The sequence below is a fragment of the Oenococcus kitaharae DSM 17330 genome, from assembly GCF_000241055.1.
Taxonomy (GTDB): domain Bacteria; phylum Bacillota; class Bacilli; order Lactobacillales; family Lactobacillaceae; genus Oenococcus; species Oenococcus kitaharae.
In genome coordinates this window covers 100289-116211 of the sequence record NZ_CM001398.1, presented here as the reverse complement: position 1 = coordinate 116211, position 15923 = coordinate 100289, and the positions used below count along the sequence as shown (strand labels likewise).

The following is a 15923-nucleotide window of genomic DNA, read 5'->3' as shown; positions in this document are numbered from 1 at the left end:
CAAGTTTATGCTGATCGGGTTTGTTAGGAGAGAAATATGACAGATCCAGTAAGCATTTTAAACGACCCTTTTACAAATAAGGGCACGGCTTTTACGGAAGCTGAACGTAAAGAACTCGGTTTGAACGGACTGCTGCCAGCCAAAATTCAGAGTTTGCAGCAGCAAGTTGACCAGACTTACGCACAATTTCAAAGTAAAGAGACTAATTTAGAAAAACGCCTCTTTTTAATGGAAATCTTCAACACGAATCATGTGCTATTTTATAAACTATTTTCTCTGCACGTGGTTGAATTCATGCCGATCGTCTATGACCCGACGATCGCCGATTCAGTCGAAAATTATTCCAGTCTTTTTGTGCAAACACAAGGCGCTGCTTTTCTGGACATCATGCATCCGGAAAATATTCAAGATAGCTTAAAGCACGCTGCTAACGGCCGTGATATCAAGCTTTTGGTCGTGACGGACGCTGAAGGTATTTTAGGTATCGGCGATTGGGGCGTCCAAGGTGTCGATATCGCTGTCGGAAAATTGATGGTCTATACAGCTGCTGCCGGCATTGACCCGGCAACCGTGCTGCCAGTTGTGATTGACGCTGGCACGAACAATGAAAAACTGTTAAACGATCCTTTATATTTGGGCAATCGTTTCAAACGTGTACGCGGGCAAAAATATAGTGATTTTATTGATCACTTTGTGGATCAGGCTGAAACACTTTTCCCGAATCTCTACCTGCACTGGGAAGATTTCGGTCGTTCCAATGCAGCTGAGATTTTAAATAAATATGAAGACAAGATCGCCACTTTCAATGATGATATCCAGGGAACTGGTATCGTCGTCTTAGCCGGCGTTTTAGGTGCTTTAAAAATTTCCGGCGAAAAGCTGACGGATCAGACTTACATGAGTTTTGGTGCCGGAACTGCCGGTATGGGAATTGTCAAGCAGCTGCATGAAGAAATGGTTCAAGAAGGTTTATCCGACGAGGAAGCCAAAAAGCATTTCTTCTTGGTTGACAAACAAGGCTTGCTCTTTGATGACGACAACACTTTGACTGCTGAACAAAAACCTTTCGCAGCGTAACGGGCAGATTTTGCCAATTCATCTGATTTAACCGATTTAGCTGCTGCTGTTAAGGTCATTCACCCGACGATTTTGGTTGGGACTTCAACGCAGCCGGGTGCCTTCACAGAAGAAGTCGTTAAGGAAATGGCTAAAAATACAGCTCGTCCGATTATTTTCCCCATTTCTAATCCGACAAAATTAGCCGAAGCCAAAGCCGAGGATATTTTGAAATGGACCGATGGCCAAGCTTTGATCGGGACCGGCGTGCCTGTTTCTGATATCAGCTATAAAGGTCAAACCTATCAAATCGGCCAGGCGAATAATGCCTTGATTTATCCAGGACTGGGTCTAGGCGCGATTGCTGCACAAGCCAAATTGTTAACGCCGGAAATGATTTCAGCCGCTGCTCATAGTTTGGGCGGCATTGTTGATACTAGCAAGGTTGGTGCCGCTGTCTTGCCACCAGTTGCTAAGCTGGCTGAATTCTCGCGCACCCTGGCGATTGCTGTAGCTAAAAAAGCCGTTGAACAAGGATTAAACCGAGAGCCGATTGCAGACGTTAATAAGGCCGTCGATGATTTGAAGTGGGAGCCTGAATACTAATGAATGCCTTTATTACAAGTGTTCAAAGCGTAGTTGAAATTGTTTTGATCATCGCTTTGGGATATATTTTGCGGCGCTCAGGCAAATTGAGCGATTCCTTTAAAGGCAATATTTCTTATTTAATTATGAATATTGCTTTGCCTTTATCGATTTTTGTCAGCGTGCTGCGTTATTTGACGCGCGGCCGGCTGGTTTCTCTGTCAGGCGGATTGTTATTTGCGGCGGCCAGCTTCTTTTTGGGTTATGTCATTGCTTATCTACTGACAAAAATATTTAGAATTCGTGCTGGACGGCGCGGTACCTTTATTAATATGTTTGTCAACGCAAACACGATTTTCATTGGCCTGCCTTTGAATCTGGCTTTGTTTGGCAGCAAGTCTATGCCTTATTTCTTGATTTATTATGTTATGAATACGATTTCGACTTGGGCGATTGGCGTCTTCTTCATTTCAGCTGATGATCCGACAAAAGACAAAGGCACCAAAACATCCTTTAATTGGAAAAAACTACTGCCGATGCCTTTAGTTGGTTTCCTGTTTTCGCTGGTGTTCTTATTGCTGGCTATTCCAGTACCGGCCTGGATTGATACGACTTTTTCTACGGTTGGCGGGATTGTCACACCGATGTCTCTGATTTATATCGGCATTGTGCTGGCCGATGCTGGATTGAAATCAATTCATTTTGACCGAGATTCGATTCTTGTCCTGATCGGCCGCTTTATCATTGCACCAGCCTTAATGATTGGTATTTTGCATTTGTTTGCTGCTGGTATGCCATCCTTGGAATCATCAACTTTGATTATTCAATCGGCTGCTCCAGGATTGGCGGTCCTGCCTATTTTGGTCGGACAGAGCCATGGGGATGTTGAATATGCCACGAATGTTGTGACCACTTCGACTGTCTTGTTTATCATTGTTGTACCGATCTTGATGCAATTAGTTTGAAGATAAATCATCATATTTAAAACCCGCTGCTTGATTAGCGGGTTTTTTCATGGAAAAATAGACAGTAATACAGTTGACAGGAGCAATCTGATGAAAAAGAATTTTAAAATCCAGCTTAAAGATACTTTGGCCAGCGAACAGGCCGATCAGTTTCGGAAATTTATTACCTCGCCAACGATCATTCAGCTGTCAATTGGTGTGATCGTCGGCGGCAGCCTGACCGATTTAATCAAAAGCGTCATCAGCCTGGCATCGAACTTGTTTTATTTTATGTCGCTGCTTTTATTTTCACCGCGTCATACGGCCAATCTCAGACTGGTGCTGGATCCTTCCAGAACTGTTTTTGAAAACGTCCTCACCTTATGTGCGATCGCGGCCTGCGTCTTCTTTTTTGTGAAACTAATCAATAAATTCCTTGTGAAAAACGCCTCCGAAGCATTCGGCTACAATGCTCAGTTGGAAGAAACCAAAAAATTGCTGAAAGCCCAGCAGCGCAATAATGATTTGCTGGAACAATCCTTAAAACTGCAAAAGGAATTGTTAAAAAATAGCACATCTTCGGATAAATCTTCGCATTAAGGCTTACGTTCACCACCGCTTAAAAGTATTGTTTTTTGATCATTGTTTTTCTAACTAGTGCAGGAATGCTCATGAATTCAATTCGGCCGCAGCCAACTATTTTCAATCAGACGAATAAATAAATAGAATTGAATGCGCTTCGATGTTCGAATTGACAGAGATAGGTAAAATAGAATTATGCTGAAAGTTTACAACACCGCAAGTGCAAGCAAAGAAGTCTTCAAGCCCATCCAAGCCGGAAAAGTAACCATGTATGTCTGCGGGCCGACTGTTTACAACTATATTCACGTGGGAAACGCGCGTTCGTCGATTGCTTTTGATACAATCCGCCGTTACCTGATTTATCGGGGTTATCAGGTGAACTTTGTCTCGAATTTTACGGATGTTGACGATAAAATCATTAATCGCGCCCAAGAAGAGGGTGTCAGCGAAAAGGAAATCGCCGATAAATACATCAAGGCCTTTTACGCCGATACCAAGCCGCTTAATATTCTGCCGGCCACAACGCGGACTAAAGCCACTGACGTCATTGATGACATTATCGCTTTCATCGCTGATTTGATTGATAAAGGTTATGCCTACGAATCATCTGGGGATGTCTATTTTCGTGTCCGAAAGGCCAAGAATTACACGGCTTTGGTACATGAAAGCCTCGATGATTTGGAAACAGGTGCTTCAGGCCGTCTGGATGACGGTGCTTTGGCTTTAAAAGAGGATCCGCTGGATTTTGCTCTTTGGAAAAACGAGCCGCGCCATGTGATTAAATGGCAGTCTCCGTGGGGGCAGGGGCGTCCAGGCTGGCATATTGAATGCTCAGTCATGTCGACCAAGTATCTTGGCGATACGATTGATATTCACGGTGGCGGCATTGATTTAGTTTTCCCGCACCATACAGATGAAATCGCTCAATCCGAAGCACATACGGGCAAGACATTTGTTCATTACTGGCTGCATAACGGCTTTGTCAATGTGAACAACGAAAAAATGAGCAAGTCGCTGGGCAACTTTACGACTGTGCATGATCTTTTGGCTTCCTATGATGACCCGCAGGTGATTCGCTATTTCATGTCAGCCACACATTATCGCCGTCCGATCAATTATTCAGCTGATGAATTGGATCGTGCCAAAGTTGAATTGGACCGCATCCGCCAAGCTTATCAGCGTCTGGCCCATGCCAGCAAAACAGTTGGTGCCGATGCTGAGATTACAGATAATTTGGCCGTGATTGAAAAGAATTTCGTCACAGCTATGGATGATGATTTTAATGTTGCTAACGCTCTGTCAGCCGTTTTTGAGCTCGTAAAGCTAGCTAATTCCTATGCTGACAGCGGTCGATCCAAACAAGATTCTGCTGATGCCATTCTCGCCATACTGTCCCAATTGATGGGCGTCTTTGGGATTGATTTGCAAGCCAATGCTGCCGCTCGTCCGCTGCCTGATAATGTGTCACAATTATTGGCGGCTCGCAAACAGGCTCGCATTGACAAAGATTGGGCCGCTTCTGATCGTTTGCGCGATCAGATTCACGCCTTAGGTTATCTAGTCAAGGATTTACCCGATGGCCAGCACACGGAGAAAGCATGACAGAGACAGGAACGATTCGCTTATTTGCCAGTGATATGGATGGGACGCTGTTAGACAGCCACAATCACTTCAATCAGAAAAAAATGAAACAGGTCGTCGACTTGCTGCGCCAGCAAAAGAAGCATTTCGTGCTGGCAACGGGCAATCAAGCCATGCGCATCAACAAATTCTTTTCGCCCTTTGATCCGCAAGGGGATGTGATTTCCATGGTTGCAGAAAACGGTGCTTACATTCAAAAGGGTCATCAACGTCTGCATCAATCTGTCATTAATCCGATAAAAGTCAGGCGAATTTATGATTTGCTGCAGGTTTTGGACACGAAACCGACTTCGGCTGTGTTTGCCGGAGAGGGCAGTTCTTTTGCACCTGATTGGCAGGAATCGGTCCAAAATCCCAAGACACAGATTTTTTTCGCTGGAACAATCAGCGATTTTTATCCTAATTGGCAGGCAATTGATTCTTTTTACCAGATTACGATCCCGATTGATAAAATTTCACTCAACTGGAAACAGGATTCCGGCCAGCAGTTTTTAGACATGCTGGAAAATGATCCGCTGTTAACCGGCCTGCGTACGCCGACGTCGGGTTTTGGCGCGATCGATATTGTCAATGCCGGTGCTGATAAAGCGACTGGGCTGCAAAGGCTGGCCAATGACTTGAAAATTCCGGCTGGCCAGATGGCAGCCTTCGGCGACGGGCTGAATGATTTGGAGATGCTCCAATATGTCGGCCAACCCTATATCATGCCCAACTCGCAAGCGGAATTGAAGCAGTATTTTGACAAGAGCCGTTTGACAGCTGCTGATAACAATCATGACGGCGTGCTGGACACGATTTTAGCAATTTTAAGTCGTTAAACGCGGTGCAATGCAAAATTTTCGCGAATGTTTAACATAGAAAGCGGGGTGTACGAAATGATTCAAGGACATTTGAAAATGAGTGATTACGGTATTTTTCAAAAAAAAGAGCTGCTGAACCAAATTGATCCGCAGCATCTAATTATTTCCGGCCCAACGGCCAATGAAAAGGAACTTCAAGATCTGCCTATCAATCCGGATTATGAGGAATTATTCGGGCAGTATGATGAAATCACGGTCGATCCGTCTGGTAAAATTCTTGATGTTTACGAAGGCGAAAAACCCAGTTACGACTGCGCTTGATGCTTGTCGAACAGTTTAGCGTAATCGCCGTAGCCTTCGGTCTTTAAATCAGCCAGCGGGACAAAGCGCAAGGCAGCTGAATTGATGCAAAAGCGCAATCCGCCGCTGTCTAAGGGACCGTCGTCAAAGACGTGGCCCAAGTGGCTGTTGGCGGCCTTACTTCTGACTTCCGTGCGTGTCATACCAAAAGAGGCGTCGGTCTTTTCGACGATATTCGGGTCGGCAATCGGCTTAGTAAAACTTGGCCAACCGCATTCGGCATCATATTTATCCTGGCTGGAAAACAGCGGTGTGCCATCGACGACGTCTACATAGATACCAGCTTCGTAAAAATTATCATATTTTCCACTAAAAGGGCGTTCAGTAGCGCCTTTTTGTGTGACATTAAATTGTTCTTTAGTTAAACGTGATAAATCTTTTTCTGCCATACCTTAATTTTCTCACTTTGAAGCAGGATAATGTTCATTAGTAGGAGGCAGCGATGTCAGTTTTAACAGATACGTATACTTTAAATAACGGAACTAAGATTCCAAAAATCGGTTTTGGCACTTGGCAGACAGCTGAGGGCAAGACGGCTTATGATGCAGTCAGTTTAGCTTTGCAAACAGGGTATCGCCATATCGACACGGCCCGTGCTTACGGCAACGAACATTCTGTTGGCCAAGCGATTGCGGATTCTGATGTTAAAAGAGAAGATCTTTGGGTGACGACCAAATTACCAGCCGGCGATAAGACACGTGATGCCATTCTGGCCGATTTTGACCGCTCAATGACAGCTTTAAATCTTGATTATATCGACTTGTATTTGATTCACGGCCCTTGGCCTTGGTCGCAAGCCGGCCGTCGCCACTTTGACAGTGAGAATACAGAGACCTGGAAAACGCTGGAAGAATTGCAGCGTTCCGGCCGGATTCGTTCGATCGGCCTGTCTAATTTCGATGTCCATGATATGACAAACATTTTGAATATTGCTGAAATTAAGCCGGTAGTCAATCAGATTCAGTATTATATTGGTTTTACCGAGCCGAAAATTTCGGCTTTTGCTAAGGAAAACGACATTCGTATCGAAGCCTATTCGCCATTGGCTACGGGCGATATTTTAAACACGCCGTCTGTGCAGCAATTAGCTGACAAGTATCAGGTCAGCGTGCCGCAGTTAGCACTGCGTTTCACTCTGCAAAATGGCACGGTCACCTTGCCAAAAGCACGCAGCCGGCAGCATATTGAAGAAGACAGCCAGCTTGATTTTCAGATTTCAGACGCAGATATGGCCGTTTTAAACGCTTCTGCTGATGCGGCTCCGATGCACTCTCACAATAGGACTCAGGGCTGATCATGACGAAAATTGGGATTTTAGGCAGTGGGCATGTCGGCTCGACTTTAGCCCAGCAGATCGTCACATTGGGTTTGGCTTCCGAACTAGTCTTAATTGATCCGAAAGCTGATAAAGTGGCCGCTGATGTCATGGATTTACAGGATATGCAGGCTAATTTAGCTTCTCATACGCGTGTTTTTGCTGGCGGATATGCAGACTTGAAGGATGCTGATATTGTTGTCAGCGCTTTTGGCAATATAGCTGAGGCTTGGAAGACGCCGACGGATCGTTTTGCTGAGCTGCCTTTTACAAAAAAATATGTCGAGGAGAGTGCACCGCAATTAAAGGCTAGCGGTTTTCATGGTGTTTTGGTCGTGATTTCCAATCCTTGCGACGTGATCGCATCGTTATTTCAGCGCTTGACCGGCTTTGATCGAAATCGCGTTCTAGGAACCGGCACGCTGCTGGATTCTTCTCGTATGAAACGCGCGACAGCCGCCGCTTTGGATATTGATCCGCGCAGCGTTGATGGTTACAGCTTGGGCGAGCATGGCAATTCGCAATTTGTCGCTTGGTCGACTGTGCGTGTCTTAGGCCGCCCGATTCAAGAATTGTTGGCAGAATCTAAGACGCAGCTGGATTTGGATCAAATTGATCACGATGCTAAAATGGGCGGTCATACAGTTTTCTTTGGCAAACGTTATACGAATTTCGGAATCGCAGCCGCCGCCAGCAGATTGTTAAAAGCGATCATCGAAGATGCTCATGAGGAGCTGCCAGTTTCAAATTATTACGCACCTTTGGATTCTTATTTAGGCTATCCGGCAATCATCGGCAAGCAGGGAATTGTTAAGCAGTTGGCTTTGGCACTGACTGACGAGGAAAAAGAGAAACTGGAGCGGTCAGCTGACTTTATTAAAGATAAGACTGCACAGGTATTAGGCTCAACTAGATAGCCTTTTTCTTTTATACTGGAAACATGACTATTTACGATCCGACTAAAATTCCTGGGGATGTTTACGATACCCATACGCATTTAAATGATGATGCTTTATATCACGATGTGGCGGCTTATGTTGGCCGTGCACACGAATTTCGTGTAATGGAAATGAATGTGGTCGGTTATGACGCTCAAGCTAATTTGCGTGCGATTCAGATTGCCCATGATTTTGCTGATGAGGGTGTGCGGGCAATTGTTGGTTTTCAGCCTGAAGATACGGGCGGATTTGATGCTGCTGCCCAAGAACCTTTACGCCAGCAGTTATCTGATCCGGCTGTGATCGGCGTTGGCGAGACGGGCTTGGATTGGCATTTTAAAGGATTTGACCGTCAGACACAATTGGCTGCTTTTGAAAAACATTTACAATTGGCCACTGAATTTGATCTCCCGGTCACAATTCATATGCGCGATTCTTTTGATGATATCTACCGTATTTTGCAGGAACAAGGCATCAAAAAATTCGAAATGCATTCTTTTGCCGGTGATTGGCATCAGGCAGAGAAGCTGGTTAATTTGGGCGGTTATATTAGTTTTTCCGGCATGGTCACTTTTAAAAATGCCAAAGAAATTCATGAAGCGGCTAAAGTCGTGCCTTTGGACCGGCTTTTAGTCGAGACAGATGCGCCTTATCTGGCGCCGGTTCCTCATCGTGGCAAGACCAATGAACCGGCTTGGACGAAATTTGTCGTTGACGGCCTGGCTGCTATTTTAGGCATTGATCGTGATGAATTAGCCCAAATTACGATGAGAAACGGGCATCGTCTATGGCCGAAAAAGTAAAAAGCACGATCTTTATTGTCGAGGGCAAAGACGATACAGCCAGGCTTCGTTTGGCTTTTGGCAATCAAGTCCAGACAATTGAGACGGGTGGGTCAAAAATCAGTCCGGCTGTGCTGGCTATGATTGACCAAGCCAGTCAGCAGCATGAATTGATTCTATTAACGGATCCCGATTTCCAAGGAGAGCGGATTAGAAAAATCGTCAGTCAGCGGGTGCCGACAATCAGACAGGCTTTCTTGCAAAAGTCAGAAGGCCGGCCCCATCATAAAGGCTCTTTAGGTGTTGAGCATGCCGATCCGGCCATTCTACGCAAATTACTGGCACAATATGTCCAGCAGCCTGCAATAGAGAGCAGCCCAGAAATCACGCGCGCAGATTTAAGCGGCTTGGGCCTGATTGATCGACAGGATTCGGCAGTTCGCCGCAGCAAATTAACAGACAAGCTGCATCTGGGCCAAACCAACGGTAAACAGCTTTTAAAACGCCTGAATATGTTTGGCATCACAAAAAAAGAATTGAAAGAAGCGGTAGAAAATTTTGATTGAAGGACCAGAAATAGGCAGTCCCGCACGGACTGCCGGTATCTTGAATAAATATCATCTGCGTGCCAGCAAACGTTTTGGACAGAATTTTTTAATCGATTTAAACGTTCTGCGTCAAATTGCTGAATTAGCAGCAATTAATCAGGATGATACAGTTTTGGAAATCGGCCCTGGTATTGGTTCGTTGACTGAGCAATTAGCTAAAGCAGCCGGGCAGGTCGTTGCCTACGAAATTGATAAAAAACTGATTCCTGTCTTGGCGGAGACTTTAGCGCCGTACGACAATGTCAAAGTGATCAATCAGGACATTTTGAAGGCTGATTTTTCTGTTTTTCATGACGCAAAATCCTTAAAAATTGTCGCCAACCTGCCTTATTACATCACAACGCCGATTCTTTTTTACCTCTTGGGTGAAAAATTGGCATTTAAATCAATTACGGTCATGATGCAAAAAGAGGTGGCCGCACGCCTGCAGGCACAAGTCGGCAGCAAAGAATACGGGGAATTAAGTCTGGCTATCCAATATCGTACGGACGTGACCATCCGGCTGCAAGTACCCCGGTCAGCCTTCATGCCTTCGCCAAATGTCGATTCTGCAGTCGTAATGCTGACGCCCAAGGCCGGTTTTAAAGCCTTTCCCTATGAAAAAGAGCTCTTTTCTTTGATTAAAGCCGCCTTCGCTCATCGGCGCAAATCTCTGGTCAACAACCTGCTTTTCCGCTACGGCAAAACAGATGAAAATCGTGCTCGGATTGAACAATCTCTGACTGACAGCGGCTTTAATCTTTCGATTCGCGGTGAGCGTTTAACCCTAGAAAATTACGAACAATTACTGTTGAATCTGCGCAAAAACGCCGTAATTTCTGCTCGCTAATTGTCAAACACTTGTAAATTTTACCCATATCTGCTAAAATAGTAAGAGTGTAAAAACGCGAGGAGGTTATATGCCAGAAGTACTGCAGAATATCAAAGACGATCTTGATTCAAAAATCGGTAGTCAAATCACGGTAATCGCTCAGGCTGGTCGCAAAAAGACCACGACTCGCAAAGGTGTTTTATTGGAGACTTATCCGTCACTGTTCGTTGTGCAATTGGATAAGGCCGAAGGAACGTTCGAGCGTGTTTCTTATAGCTATACAGATATTTTAACGAAGAATATTGATATTAACTTTGGCCGCGAGGTTAAAAGCGCGTGATTTAAAAAGATCCTCATCATGAGGATCTTTTTTTAATCTCTAATAACCCGTGCCCCTTTGGCATCAAAAGATAAAGCTTGAATTTGGGCACCCTTTAATTTTTCGGATTTTTTTAATTGATCAAGCAGGTTGCCTGCTTGATCTTTTTTGACGATTGTCATGACGGTCGTACCAGCGCCAGACAAATAGCTGCCGGATAAGCCCAAGTCATGTGCGATGCGACGAACTTCTGTCAGTTCCGGAACGAGTTTTAAACGATAAGGCTCATGAAAACGGTCTGTCTCTAACAAGTGTACCGTGTTAGCCCAGTCGTTATTGAAAAGTGATGCCACAAGAATATTGCTTTGTGCGCTGCTTTGCACTGATTGACGACGGTCAGTCTGGTCGGGCAGCACATCACGTGATGTGCTTGTTGCTAATTGCCGATCAGGGATCACAACAATTGGCAGATAATCAGCAGGCAATTGAACTTGGTAGTGCAAAAAAGTTTTCGGCTTAGCTGGATTGGGCCCAGCAACAACAATACCGCCAAAGACTGCTGGAGCGACGTTATCAGGATGGCCTTCGATTTGAGCAGCACGCTGGAAAATTGTTTCGCTGCTTAATGTGACTGTGGATGATAATTCGTTGCCTAATAGGAGGCCGGCGATGATGGCTGAAGAGGATGATCCCAGGCCGCGTGCCAAAGGAATGTCTGATTCAATCCGCAGCTCTTGCGGTTCAATATCGTGATCGACAGTCAATGCTGATAAGACGATCATATTTTTTTCATCGCTGGGAACATCGGGGCCGAAGGGGTGGTGCACCAGCCATTGGCTGCTGGGGCCGACAATTGTCACTGTCAAATACAGATTGACGGCTAGGCCCAGCGAATCAAAGCCTGGTCCCATATTAGCGCTGGTTGCTGGTACGATAATTTTAGTCATGGCTGTTTTCCTTTGGCTCGACCAGCAATTTATATTCATGGATAAAACTGACGCCGCGTGCCTGGCGGATTGTCGTCTTGACTGGATTTAATTGAGCATCGGAAGCTGGATAGGTAATAATCACGACGCGGGTACTGTCATCAACTGGATCATACTGGCGAATGTTTCTAAAATTAATGTTGCTCATTAAAAAGAAAGCTGATAGTTTATGGATAATGCCGGGCCGGTCAGCGACTTTAAAGACCATATAACGGCTGGCAATGCGATCCTTTGGTCCTGCTAGTGCCAAGGAACTGCTGGGATGTGTATTAAATTTTGCCGGTGCGGCCGATCCTGTAACCAGAGCTAATAAGTCAGCGACGACGGAATTAGCCGTTGCGTATTCGCCGGCACCAGGGCCGTAAAACATCAAACCGCCGGAATAGCGGCTGTTGACGAAAATAGCATTGTTCTCATTCTGTACAGAAGCCAGCGGGTGGTCTTTAGGCATCAGTGTTGGTGCAACGGACAATTGCAATTTATTAGCTGCTGATTTGCTAACAGTCGCTAATAATTTGATTTCATAACCGAGATCAGAGACATCTTTTAAATCAGTTTGTGTGATCGTCGAAATACCGGTCATTTGGATATCGTTTTGCGAGACCTGTTTGCCGAATGCAAAATCAGTTAAGATGCGTAATTTATAGGCTGCATCAATACCTTGAACATCATTGGTCGGGTCAGCCTCGGCAAAACCCTTGTCCTGAGCCAGTTTTAAAGCGTCTTCATATGAGAGTTTGTGCTGGCGCATTTGTGTCAGGATAAAATTCGAAGTACCGTTCATAATACCGTTGATCTGCTGGATTTCGTCCGGAGAGAGGCTGGTCGATAAGGCCCGAAGAATCGGAATACCGCCTGCGACTGCCGCTTCATAATAAAGGCCAACCTGATTTTCTTCAGCTAATTTTGCTAAACGCCTGCCGTCTGCAGCAATTAGATCCTTATTAGCTGTAATTACGTGTTTGCCGGCTTTTAAGGCCTGCTCGATGATGTGCTTGGCGATCTTAACACCGCCGATCAGTTCGATCACGATGTCGATATGAGGATTCTCCAAAATACTTTTCGGGTCATCGGAAATCGGGAGATCTTGTGTTTTGGGATCGCGCAACTTTTCAGTATCCCTGACGACGACCTGGACGACTTCAAAAGCGACGTTAAAACGTTTGGCGTAAGTCTTGGCCTGTTCGCGCAGGATTTTGACAACACCTGTAGCGACAGTGCCAAGACCAAAAATACCGATTCGATAACTTTTCATGAACAAATGCTAACACGAAATCCGCCTTTCTGCTATTATGACCGCAGAGGTTATATGAAATTTCAAAGTACGCGTGGCAATGCGCCGGCCGTCAGCGGCCTGCAGGCGCTGATAAACGGTTTGGCGCCGGACGGCGGCCTATATGTGCCGCAAGCTTTCCCGAAGATTGATTTTAATTGGGACCAGTTGGCAAAAGCCGATTATTTTCAAATTGGGCAGCTGGTTCTCTCGACCTTTTTTGACGAATTCAGCCAAGGAGAGCTAGCGGATTTTCTGCATCAAGCCTATGCACAATTCGATAGGCCGGAGATCGTCAAAGTCCATGCCTTAGATGGCAAACGGCAGCTTCTAGAGCTTTTTCACGGTCCAACACTGGCTTTTAAGGATATGGCTTTATCGCTGCTGCCTTATTTATTGACGGCGGCTGTTAAAAAGACCGGCCAAAAGGATGTTTTGGTTATTCTGACGGCCACTTCTGGGGACACGGGCGGTGCAGCCTTGCAAGGATTTAGCGATATCGGCCAGACACAGATTGTTGTTTACTATCCATCAGTTGGCGTCTCGGCTTTGCAGCGTCAGCAAATGACGACAACGCCAGGTCAAAATGCGCATGTTGTGGCGGTTGAAGGCAATTTTGACGATGCTCAGCGTGTTGTTAAAAAACTGCTGGCGGATCCTGAATTGGCCAAACAGATGCAGACGGCCGGCTTGCGTTTTTCTTCGGCCAATTCGATTAACATTGGCCGCTTAGTCGCACAGGTTATTTACTATATCTATGCCTATGCGCAGCTGCTCAAATCCGGTCGTCTCAAGTCTGGTGAAAAACTGGACGTGACCGTACCAACTGGTAATTTTGGTGATATTCTAGCGGCTTACTGGGCTAAAAAGCTTGGTTTGCCATTAGGCAAATTAACAGTCGCTTCCAATGCCAATCATGTTCTGACAGATTTTTTTGCCAGCGGAATTTACAATGCCAAACGCGATTTTCATGTCACGACCAGCCCGGCCATGGATATTCTGCTCTCCAGCAACCTGGAACGTCTGCTTTTTGATGTTGCGGGTGCTGAAAAGACGCGTCACTGGATGGCCGATTTAGCTGACAAGCAAACCTTTACAGTCGACGACAAAACCCTTGACTTGCTGCAGCAGTCTTTTAACGCAGCTTTTGCTGATGTTGACCAGACCAGCCAGACGATCAAAGAGACTTTCAGGGATCATGATTATTTATTGGATCCGCATACGGCCGTGGCTGTTTACGCAAATCAGCAGTTTACGACTCAGCGGCAGCAATTAATTGTTTCAACGGCCAGTCCTTTCAAGTTTGCAGAAATTGTCCTATCGGCACTAGGCCAAAAGCCGGCTGATGATCCGGCCGCGAATCTCAAACAAGTCGCGCAAATTGCCAAGCTGCCTGTGCCGGCTGCGATCGCAGACTTGTTTACAAAAAAAGTCCGTTTTCACGAACAATTAACAATTGATCAATTAGGAGAAGATTTAAAAGCCAGCCTTGGCCTTTAATCTTCTTTTTTTGCATGGCCGTTTTCAAAGTGTGCGTCATAAATGGCCCGGACAGCTTTGGCCTCGTCTTCAGGCTTGACGCCCAGCATAATCGAAATTTCCGAAGCACCCTGATTGACCATGGTCAAGGAGACGCCGGCATCGCGCATAGGGTCGACGACGTCTGACATAGCCCCGACACGATTAATCAAGCCCTCACCGACAACCATGATAATCGCATAATCGTTTTTCCATTCCAATGCGTCGGGCTGAATTTCTTCTTGAATCCGCTGTGTCAGTTTTTCTTTGCGGCCGCCTGTAAGCTGTTTTTTATCAAAAATAATCGTGATGTCGTCAATTCCTGAGGGCATGTGCTCATATGAGATATTCAGATCGGCGAGAATCTTTAAAATACTTGCTGTAAAACCAACTTGGCGATTAATCAGGTAACGATGGATGTATATGGCCTGGAAATGATTGGCGCTGGCAATACCTGTGATTTTATTTTTGTGTGTCAGCCTGGCGCGCGGGACGATCATGGTACCGGCCGCTTCGGGATGGTTCGTGTTTTTCACATTAATCGGAATATTGCCTTCGATGGCCGGCAGAATAGCTTCATCGTGGAAAACGGCAAAACCTGCATAACTGAGCTCACGCATCTCGCTAAAAGTCATCTCATGAATCGGTGCTGGATTGTCGACGAGTTTTGGATTGACCGCGTAAATTGAATCGACGTCCGTGAAGTTTTCATAGAGATCGGCATCCAGCCCGCGAGCCAAAATTGCGCCCGTAATATCAGAACCGCCGCGAGAAAAAGTGTTGATCAAGCCGTCTTTGGTAATACCAAAAAAGCCGGGGAAGATAATAATTTCGTCGTCAGCGATTTTTGTCTGAGCGATTTTGGCATAGGAAGCCGGCAGAATCTGGGCATTTCTGGCTTCTTTGGAAACAGTCATCCCGATAGCCATGGGTGTCAGCATACGCGCTTTTAGTCCGACTTGATTGAAGACGGCCGTGATTAAACGGGCTGACATATATTCGCCCTGTGCTGATAAAGCAGCTTGGCAGAAAACGTCAGAAGGGTAGGATGCTTGGGTAATTTGGAACAAATGTGTTTTCAATTCTGTTAGAATTTCTGGATCCAATTGGAAAAAAGCCGCGATTTGGGTATAGCGTTGGAAAATACTGTCATAGATATCCTGCGGGTCTTCCCGATTTAAGACGGCTTGCGCCAAGTCCAAAAGCAGATCCGTAATTTTCCTATCACCACTAAAACGTTTTCCGGGAGCTGAAACCACAATGACACGCCGAGCCGGATCGCTTTTGACAATCTTGATGACTTTTAAGATTTGATCGCCGTTTGCAAGAGAACTTCCGCCAAATTTCACGATTTTCATAAGCCTTATTCTAACCGAAAAACCGACGGCTTGAAATGACGAATGTT

At 45.6% G+C, this 15923-nt stretch carries 16 protein-coding genes and 1 pseudogene; 13 read left to right on the top strand and 4 right to left on the bottom strand.

Annotated elements, in window-relative coordinates; genetic code table 11:
* The first annotated feature begins 36 nt into the window (after positions 1-36).
* From OKIT_RS00555 to OKIT_RS00530, 6 genes and pseudogenes are all read left to right on the top strand, one after another.
* Positions 37-1662: pseudogene (locus OKIT_RS00555) on the top strand (malolactic enzyme).
* Positions 1662-2606, top strand: coding sequence for an AEC family transporter (locus OKIT_RS00550; RefSeq protein ID WP_007744381.1), 945 nt, complete (start codon positions 1662-1664; stop codon positions 2604-2606). Before OKIT_RS00555 ends, OKIT_RS00550 begins: the two are co-directional and overlap by 1 nt.
* 90 nt (positions 2607-2696) lie before the next feature.
* Positions 2697-3185: an MscL family protein gene (locus tag OKIT_RS00545; RefSeq protein WP_007744379.1), complete on the top strand. Its 489-nt coding sequence runs from the start codon at positions 2697-2699 to the stop codon at positions 3183-3185.
* Between the two features lie 177 nt (positions 3186-3362).
* On the top strand, positions 3363-4769 hold the full coding sequence (gene cysS / locus OKIT_RS00540) for a cysteine--tRNA ligase (RefSeq protein ID WP_007744378.1): 1407 nt from the start codon (positions 3363-3365) through the stop codon (positions 4767-4769).
* Complete coding sequence (locus OKIT_RS00535; protein WP_007744377.1) at positions 4766-5626, top strand: HAD-IIB family hydrolase; 861 nt, start codon at positions 4766-4768, stop codon at positions 5624-5626. Before cysS ends, OKIT_RS00535 begins: the two co-directional genes overlap by 4 nt.
* 27 nt (positions 5627-5653) lie before the next feature.
* The gene (locus OKIT_RS00530; protein WP_241778146.1) at positions 5654-5929 is read left to right on the top strand and encodes a hypothetical protein; all 276 of its coding nucleotides are present in this window, start codon (positions 5654-5656) and stop codon (positions 5927-5929) included.
* On the opposite strand, the gene msrB is transcribed toward OKIT_RS00530, so the two are convergent.
* Positions 5914-6357 (bottom strand): peptide-methionine (R)-S-oxide reductase MsrB, encoded by a 444-nt coding sequence (gene msrB / locus OKIT_RS00525; protein WP_007744373.1) that lies wholly within the window; start codon positions 6355-6357, stop codon positions 5914-5916. The two genes, OKIT_RS00530 and msrB, sit on opposite strands and share 16 nt — an antisense overlap.
* A 53-nt stretch (positions 6358-6410) precedes the next feature.
* On the opposite strand from msrB, the gene OKIT_RS00520 reads away from it, so the two are divergent.
* The 6 genes from OKIT_RS00520 to OKIT_RS00495 all read left to right on the top strand — a co-directional run bounded on the left by OKIT_RS00520 (position 6411) and on the right by OKIT_RS00495 (position 10762).
* Positions 6411-7262 carry an aldo/keto reductase gene (locus tag OKIT_RS00520; protein WP_007744372.1) on the top strand — a complete coding sequence of 284 codons (852 nt, stop codon included), beginning with the start codon at positions 6411-6413 and terminating at the stop codon, positions 7260-7262.
* On the top strand, positions 7262-8200 hold the full coding sequence (locus tag OKIT_RS00515; RefSeq protein WP_148126071.1) for an L-lactate dehydrogenase: 939 nt from the start codon (positions 7262-7264) through the stop codon (positions 8198-8200). The genes OKIT_RS00520 and OKIT_RS00515 overlap by 1 nt, the downstream gene beginning before the upstream one ends.
* A gap of 23 nt (positions 8201-8223) precedes the next feature.
* Entirely contained in the window at positions 8224-9024 is an 801-nt protein-coding gene (locus OKIT_RS00510; RefSeq protein WP_007744369.1) for a TatD family hydrolase, read from the top strand.
* Entirely contained in the window at positions 9009-9569 is a 561-nt protein-coding gene (gene rnmV, locus OKIT_RS00505; protein WP_007744367.1) for a ribonuclease M5, read from the top strand. Before OKIT_RS00510 ends, rnmV begins: the two co-directional genes overlap by 16 nt.
* A complete protein-coding gene (gene rsmA / locus OKIT_RS00500; protein ID WP_007744366.1) occupies positions 9562-10440 on the top strand; it encodes a 16S rRNA (adenine(1518)-N(6)/adenine(1519)-N(6))-dimethyltransferase RsmA in 879 nt (292 codons plus the stop codon). Before rnmV ends, rsmA begins: the two co-directional genes overlap by 8 nt.
* 70 nt (positions 10441-10510) lie before the next feature.
* Positions 10511-10762 carry a Veg family protein gene (locus OKIT_RS00495; protein WP_007744363.1) on the top strand — a complete coding sequence of 84 codons (252 nt, stop codon included), beginning with the start codon at positions 10511-10513 and terminating at the stop codon, positions 10760-10762.
* A 32-nt stretch (positions 10763-10794) separates the two neighbouring features.
* Here the strand turns inward: OKIT_RS00495 and thrB are convergent, their stop codons facing one another.
* Entirely contained in the window at positions 10795-11688 is an 894-nt protein-coding gene (thrB, locus tag OKIT_RS00490) for a homoserine kinase (protein WP_007744361.1), read from the bottom strand.
* Positions 11681-12982 (bottom strand): homoserine dehydrogenase, encoded by a 1302-nt coding sequence (locus tag OKIT_RS00485; RefSeq protein ID WP_007744359.1) that lies wholly within the window; start codon positions 12980-12982, stop codon positions 11681-11683. Before OKIT_RS00485 ends, thrB begins: the two co-directional genes overlap by 8 nt.
* 54 nt (positions 12983-13036) lie before the next feature.
* Between OKIT_RS00485 and thrC the strand changes: the two genes are divergently transcribed.
* Positions 13037-14500 carry a threonine synthase gene (gene thrC / locus OKIT_RS00480; RefSeq protein WP_007744356.1) on the top strand — a complete coding sequence of 488 codons (1464 nt, stop codon included), beginning with the start codon at positions 13037-13039 and terminating at the stop codon, positions 14498-14500.
* Here thrC and OKIT_RS00475 read toward each other — a convergent pair.
* Positions 14497-15876, bottom strand: a complete 1380-nt coding sequence (locus OKIT_RS00475; RefSeq protein ID WP_007744348.1) for an aspartate kinase — start codon at positions 15874-15876, stop codon at positions 14497-14499. The genes thrC and OKIT_RS00475 overlap by 4 nt on opposite strands.
* Positions 15877-15923: the final 47 nt, after the last annotated feature.

Excerpts from the sequence above, each read along its gene's own strand:
- OKIT_RS00550 (WP_007744381.1), top strand. The coding sequence starts at position 1,662 with ATGAATGCCTTTATTACAAGTGTTCAAAGCGTAGTTGAAATTGTTTTG.
- OKIT_RS00545 (WP_007744379.1), top strand. The coding sequence starts at position 2,697 with ATGAAAAAGAATTTTAAAATCCAGCTTAAAGATACTTTGGCCAGCGAA.
- cysS (WP_007744378.1), top strand. The coding sequence starts at position 3,363 with ATGCTGAAAGTTTACAACACCGCAAGTGCAAGCAAAGAAGTCTTCAAG.
- OKIT_RS00535 (WP_007744377.1), top strand. The coding sequence starts at position 4,766 with ATGACAGAGACAGGAACGATTCGCTTATTTGCCAGTGATATGGATGGG.
- OKIT_RS00530 (WP_241778146.1), top strand. The coding sequence starts at position 5,654 with ATGTTTAACATAGAAAGCGGGGTGTACGAAATGATTCAAGGACATTTG.
- msrB (WP_007744373.1), bottom strand. The coding sequence starts at position 6,357 with ATGGCAGAAAAAGATTTATCACGTTTAACTAAAGAACAATTTAATGTC.
- OKIT_RS00520 (WP_007744372.1), top strand. The coding sequence starts at position 6,411 with ATGTCAGTTTTAACAGATACGTATACTTTAAATAACGGAACTAAGATT.
- OKIT_RS00510 (WP_007744369.1), top strand. The coding sequence starts at position 8,224 with ATGACTATTTACGATCCGACTAAAATTCCTGGGGATGTTTACGATACC.
- rnmV (WP_007744367.1), top strand. The coding sequence starts at position 9,009 with ATGGCCGAAAAAGTAAAAAGCACGATCTTTATTGTCGAGGGCAAAGAC.
- OKIT_RS00495 (WP_007744363.1), top strand. The coding sequence starts at position 10,511 with ATGCCAGAAGTACTGCAGAATATCAAAGACGATCTTGATTCAAAAATC.
- thrB (WP_007744361.1), bottom strand. The coding sequence starts at position 11,688 with ATGACTAAAATTATCGTACCAGCAACCAGCGCTAATATGGGACCAGGC.
- OKIT_RS00485 (WP_007744359.1), bottom strand. The coding sequence starts at position 12,982 with ATGAAAAGTTATCGAATCGGTATTTTTGGTCTTGGCACTGTCGCTACA.
- thrC (WP_007744356.1), top strand. The coding sequence starts at position 13,037 with ATGAAATTTCAAAGTACGCGTGGCAATGCGCCGGCCGTCAGCGGCCTG.
- OKIT_RS00475 (WP_007744348.1), bottom strand. The coding sequence starts at position 15,876 with ATGAAAATCGTGAAATTTGGCGGAAGTTCTCTTGCAAACGGCGATCAA.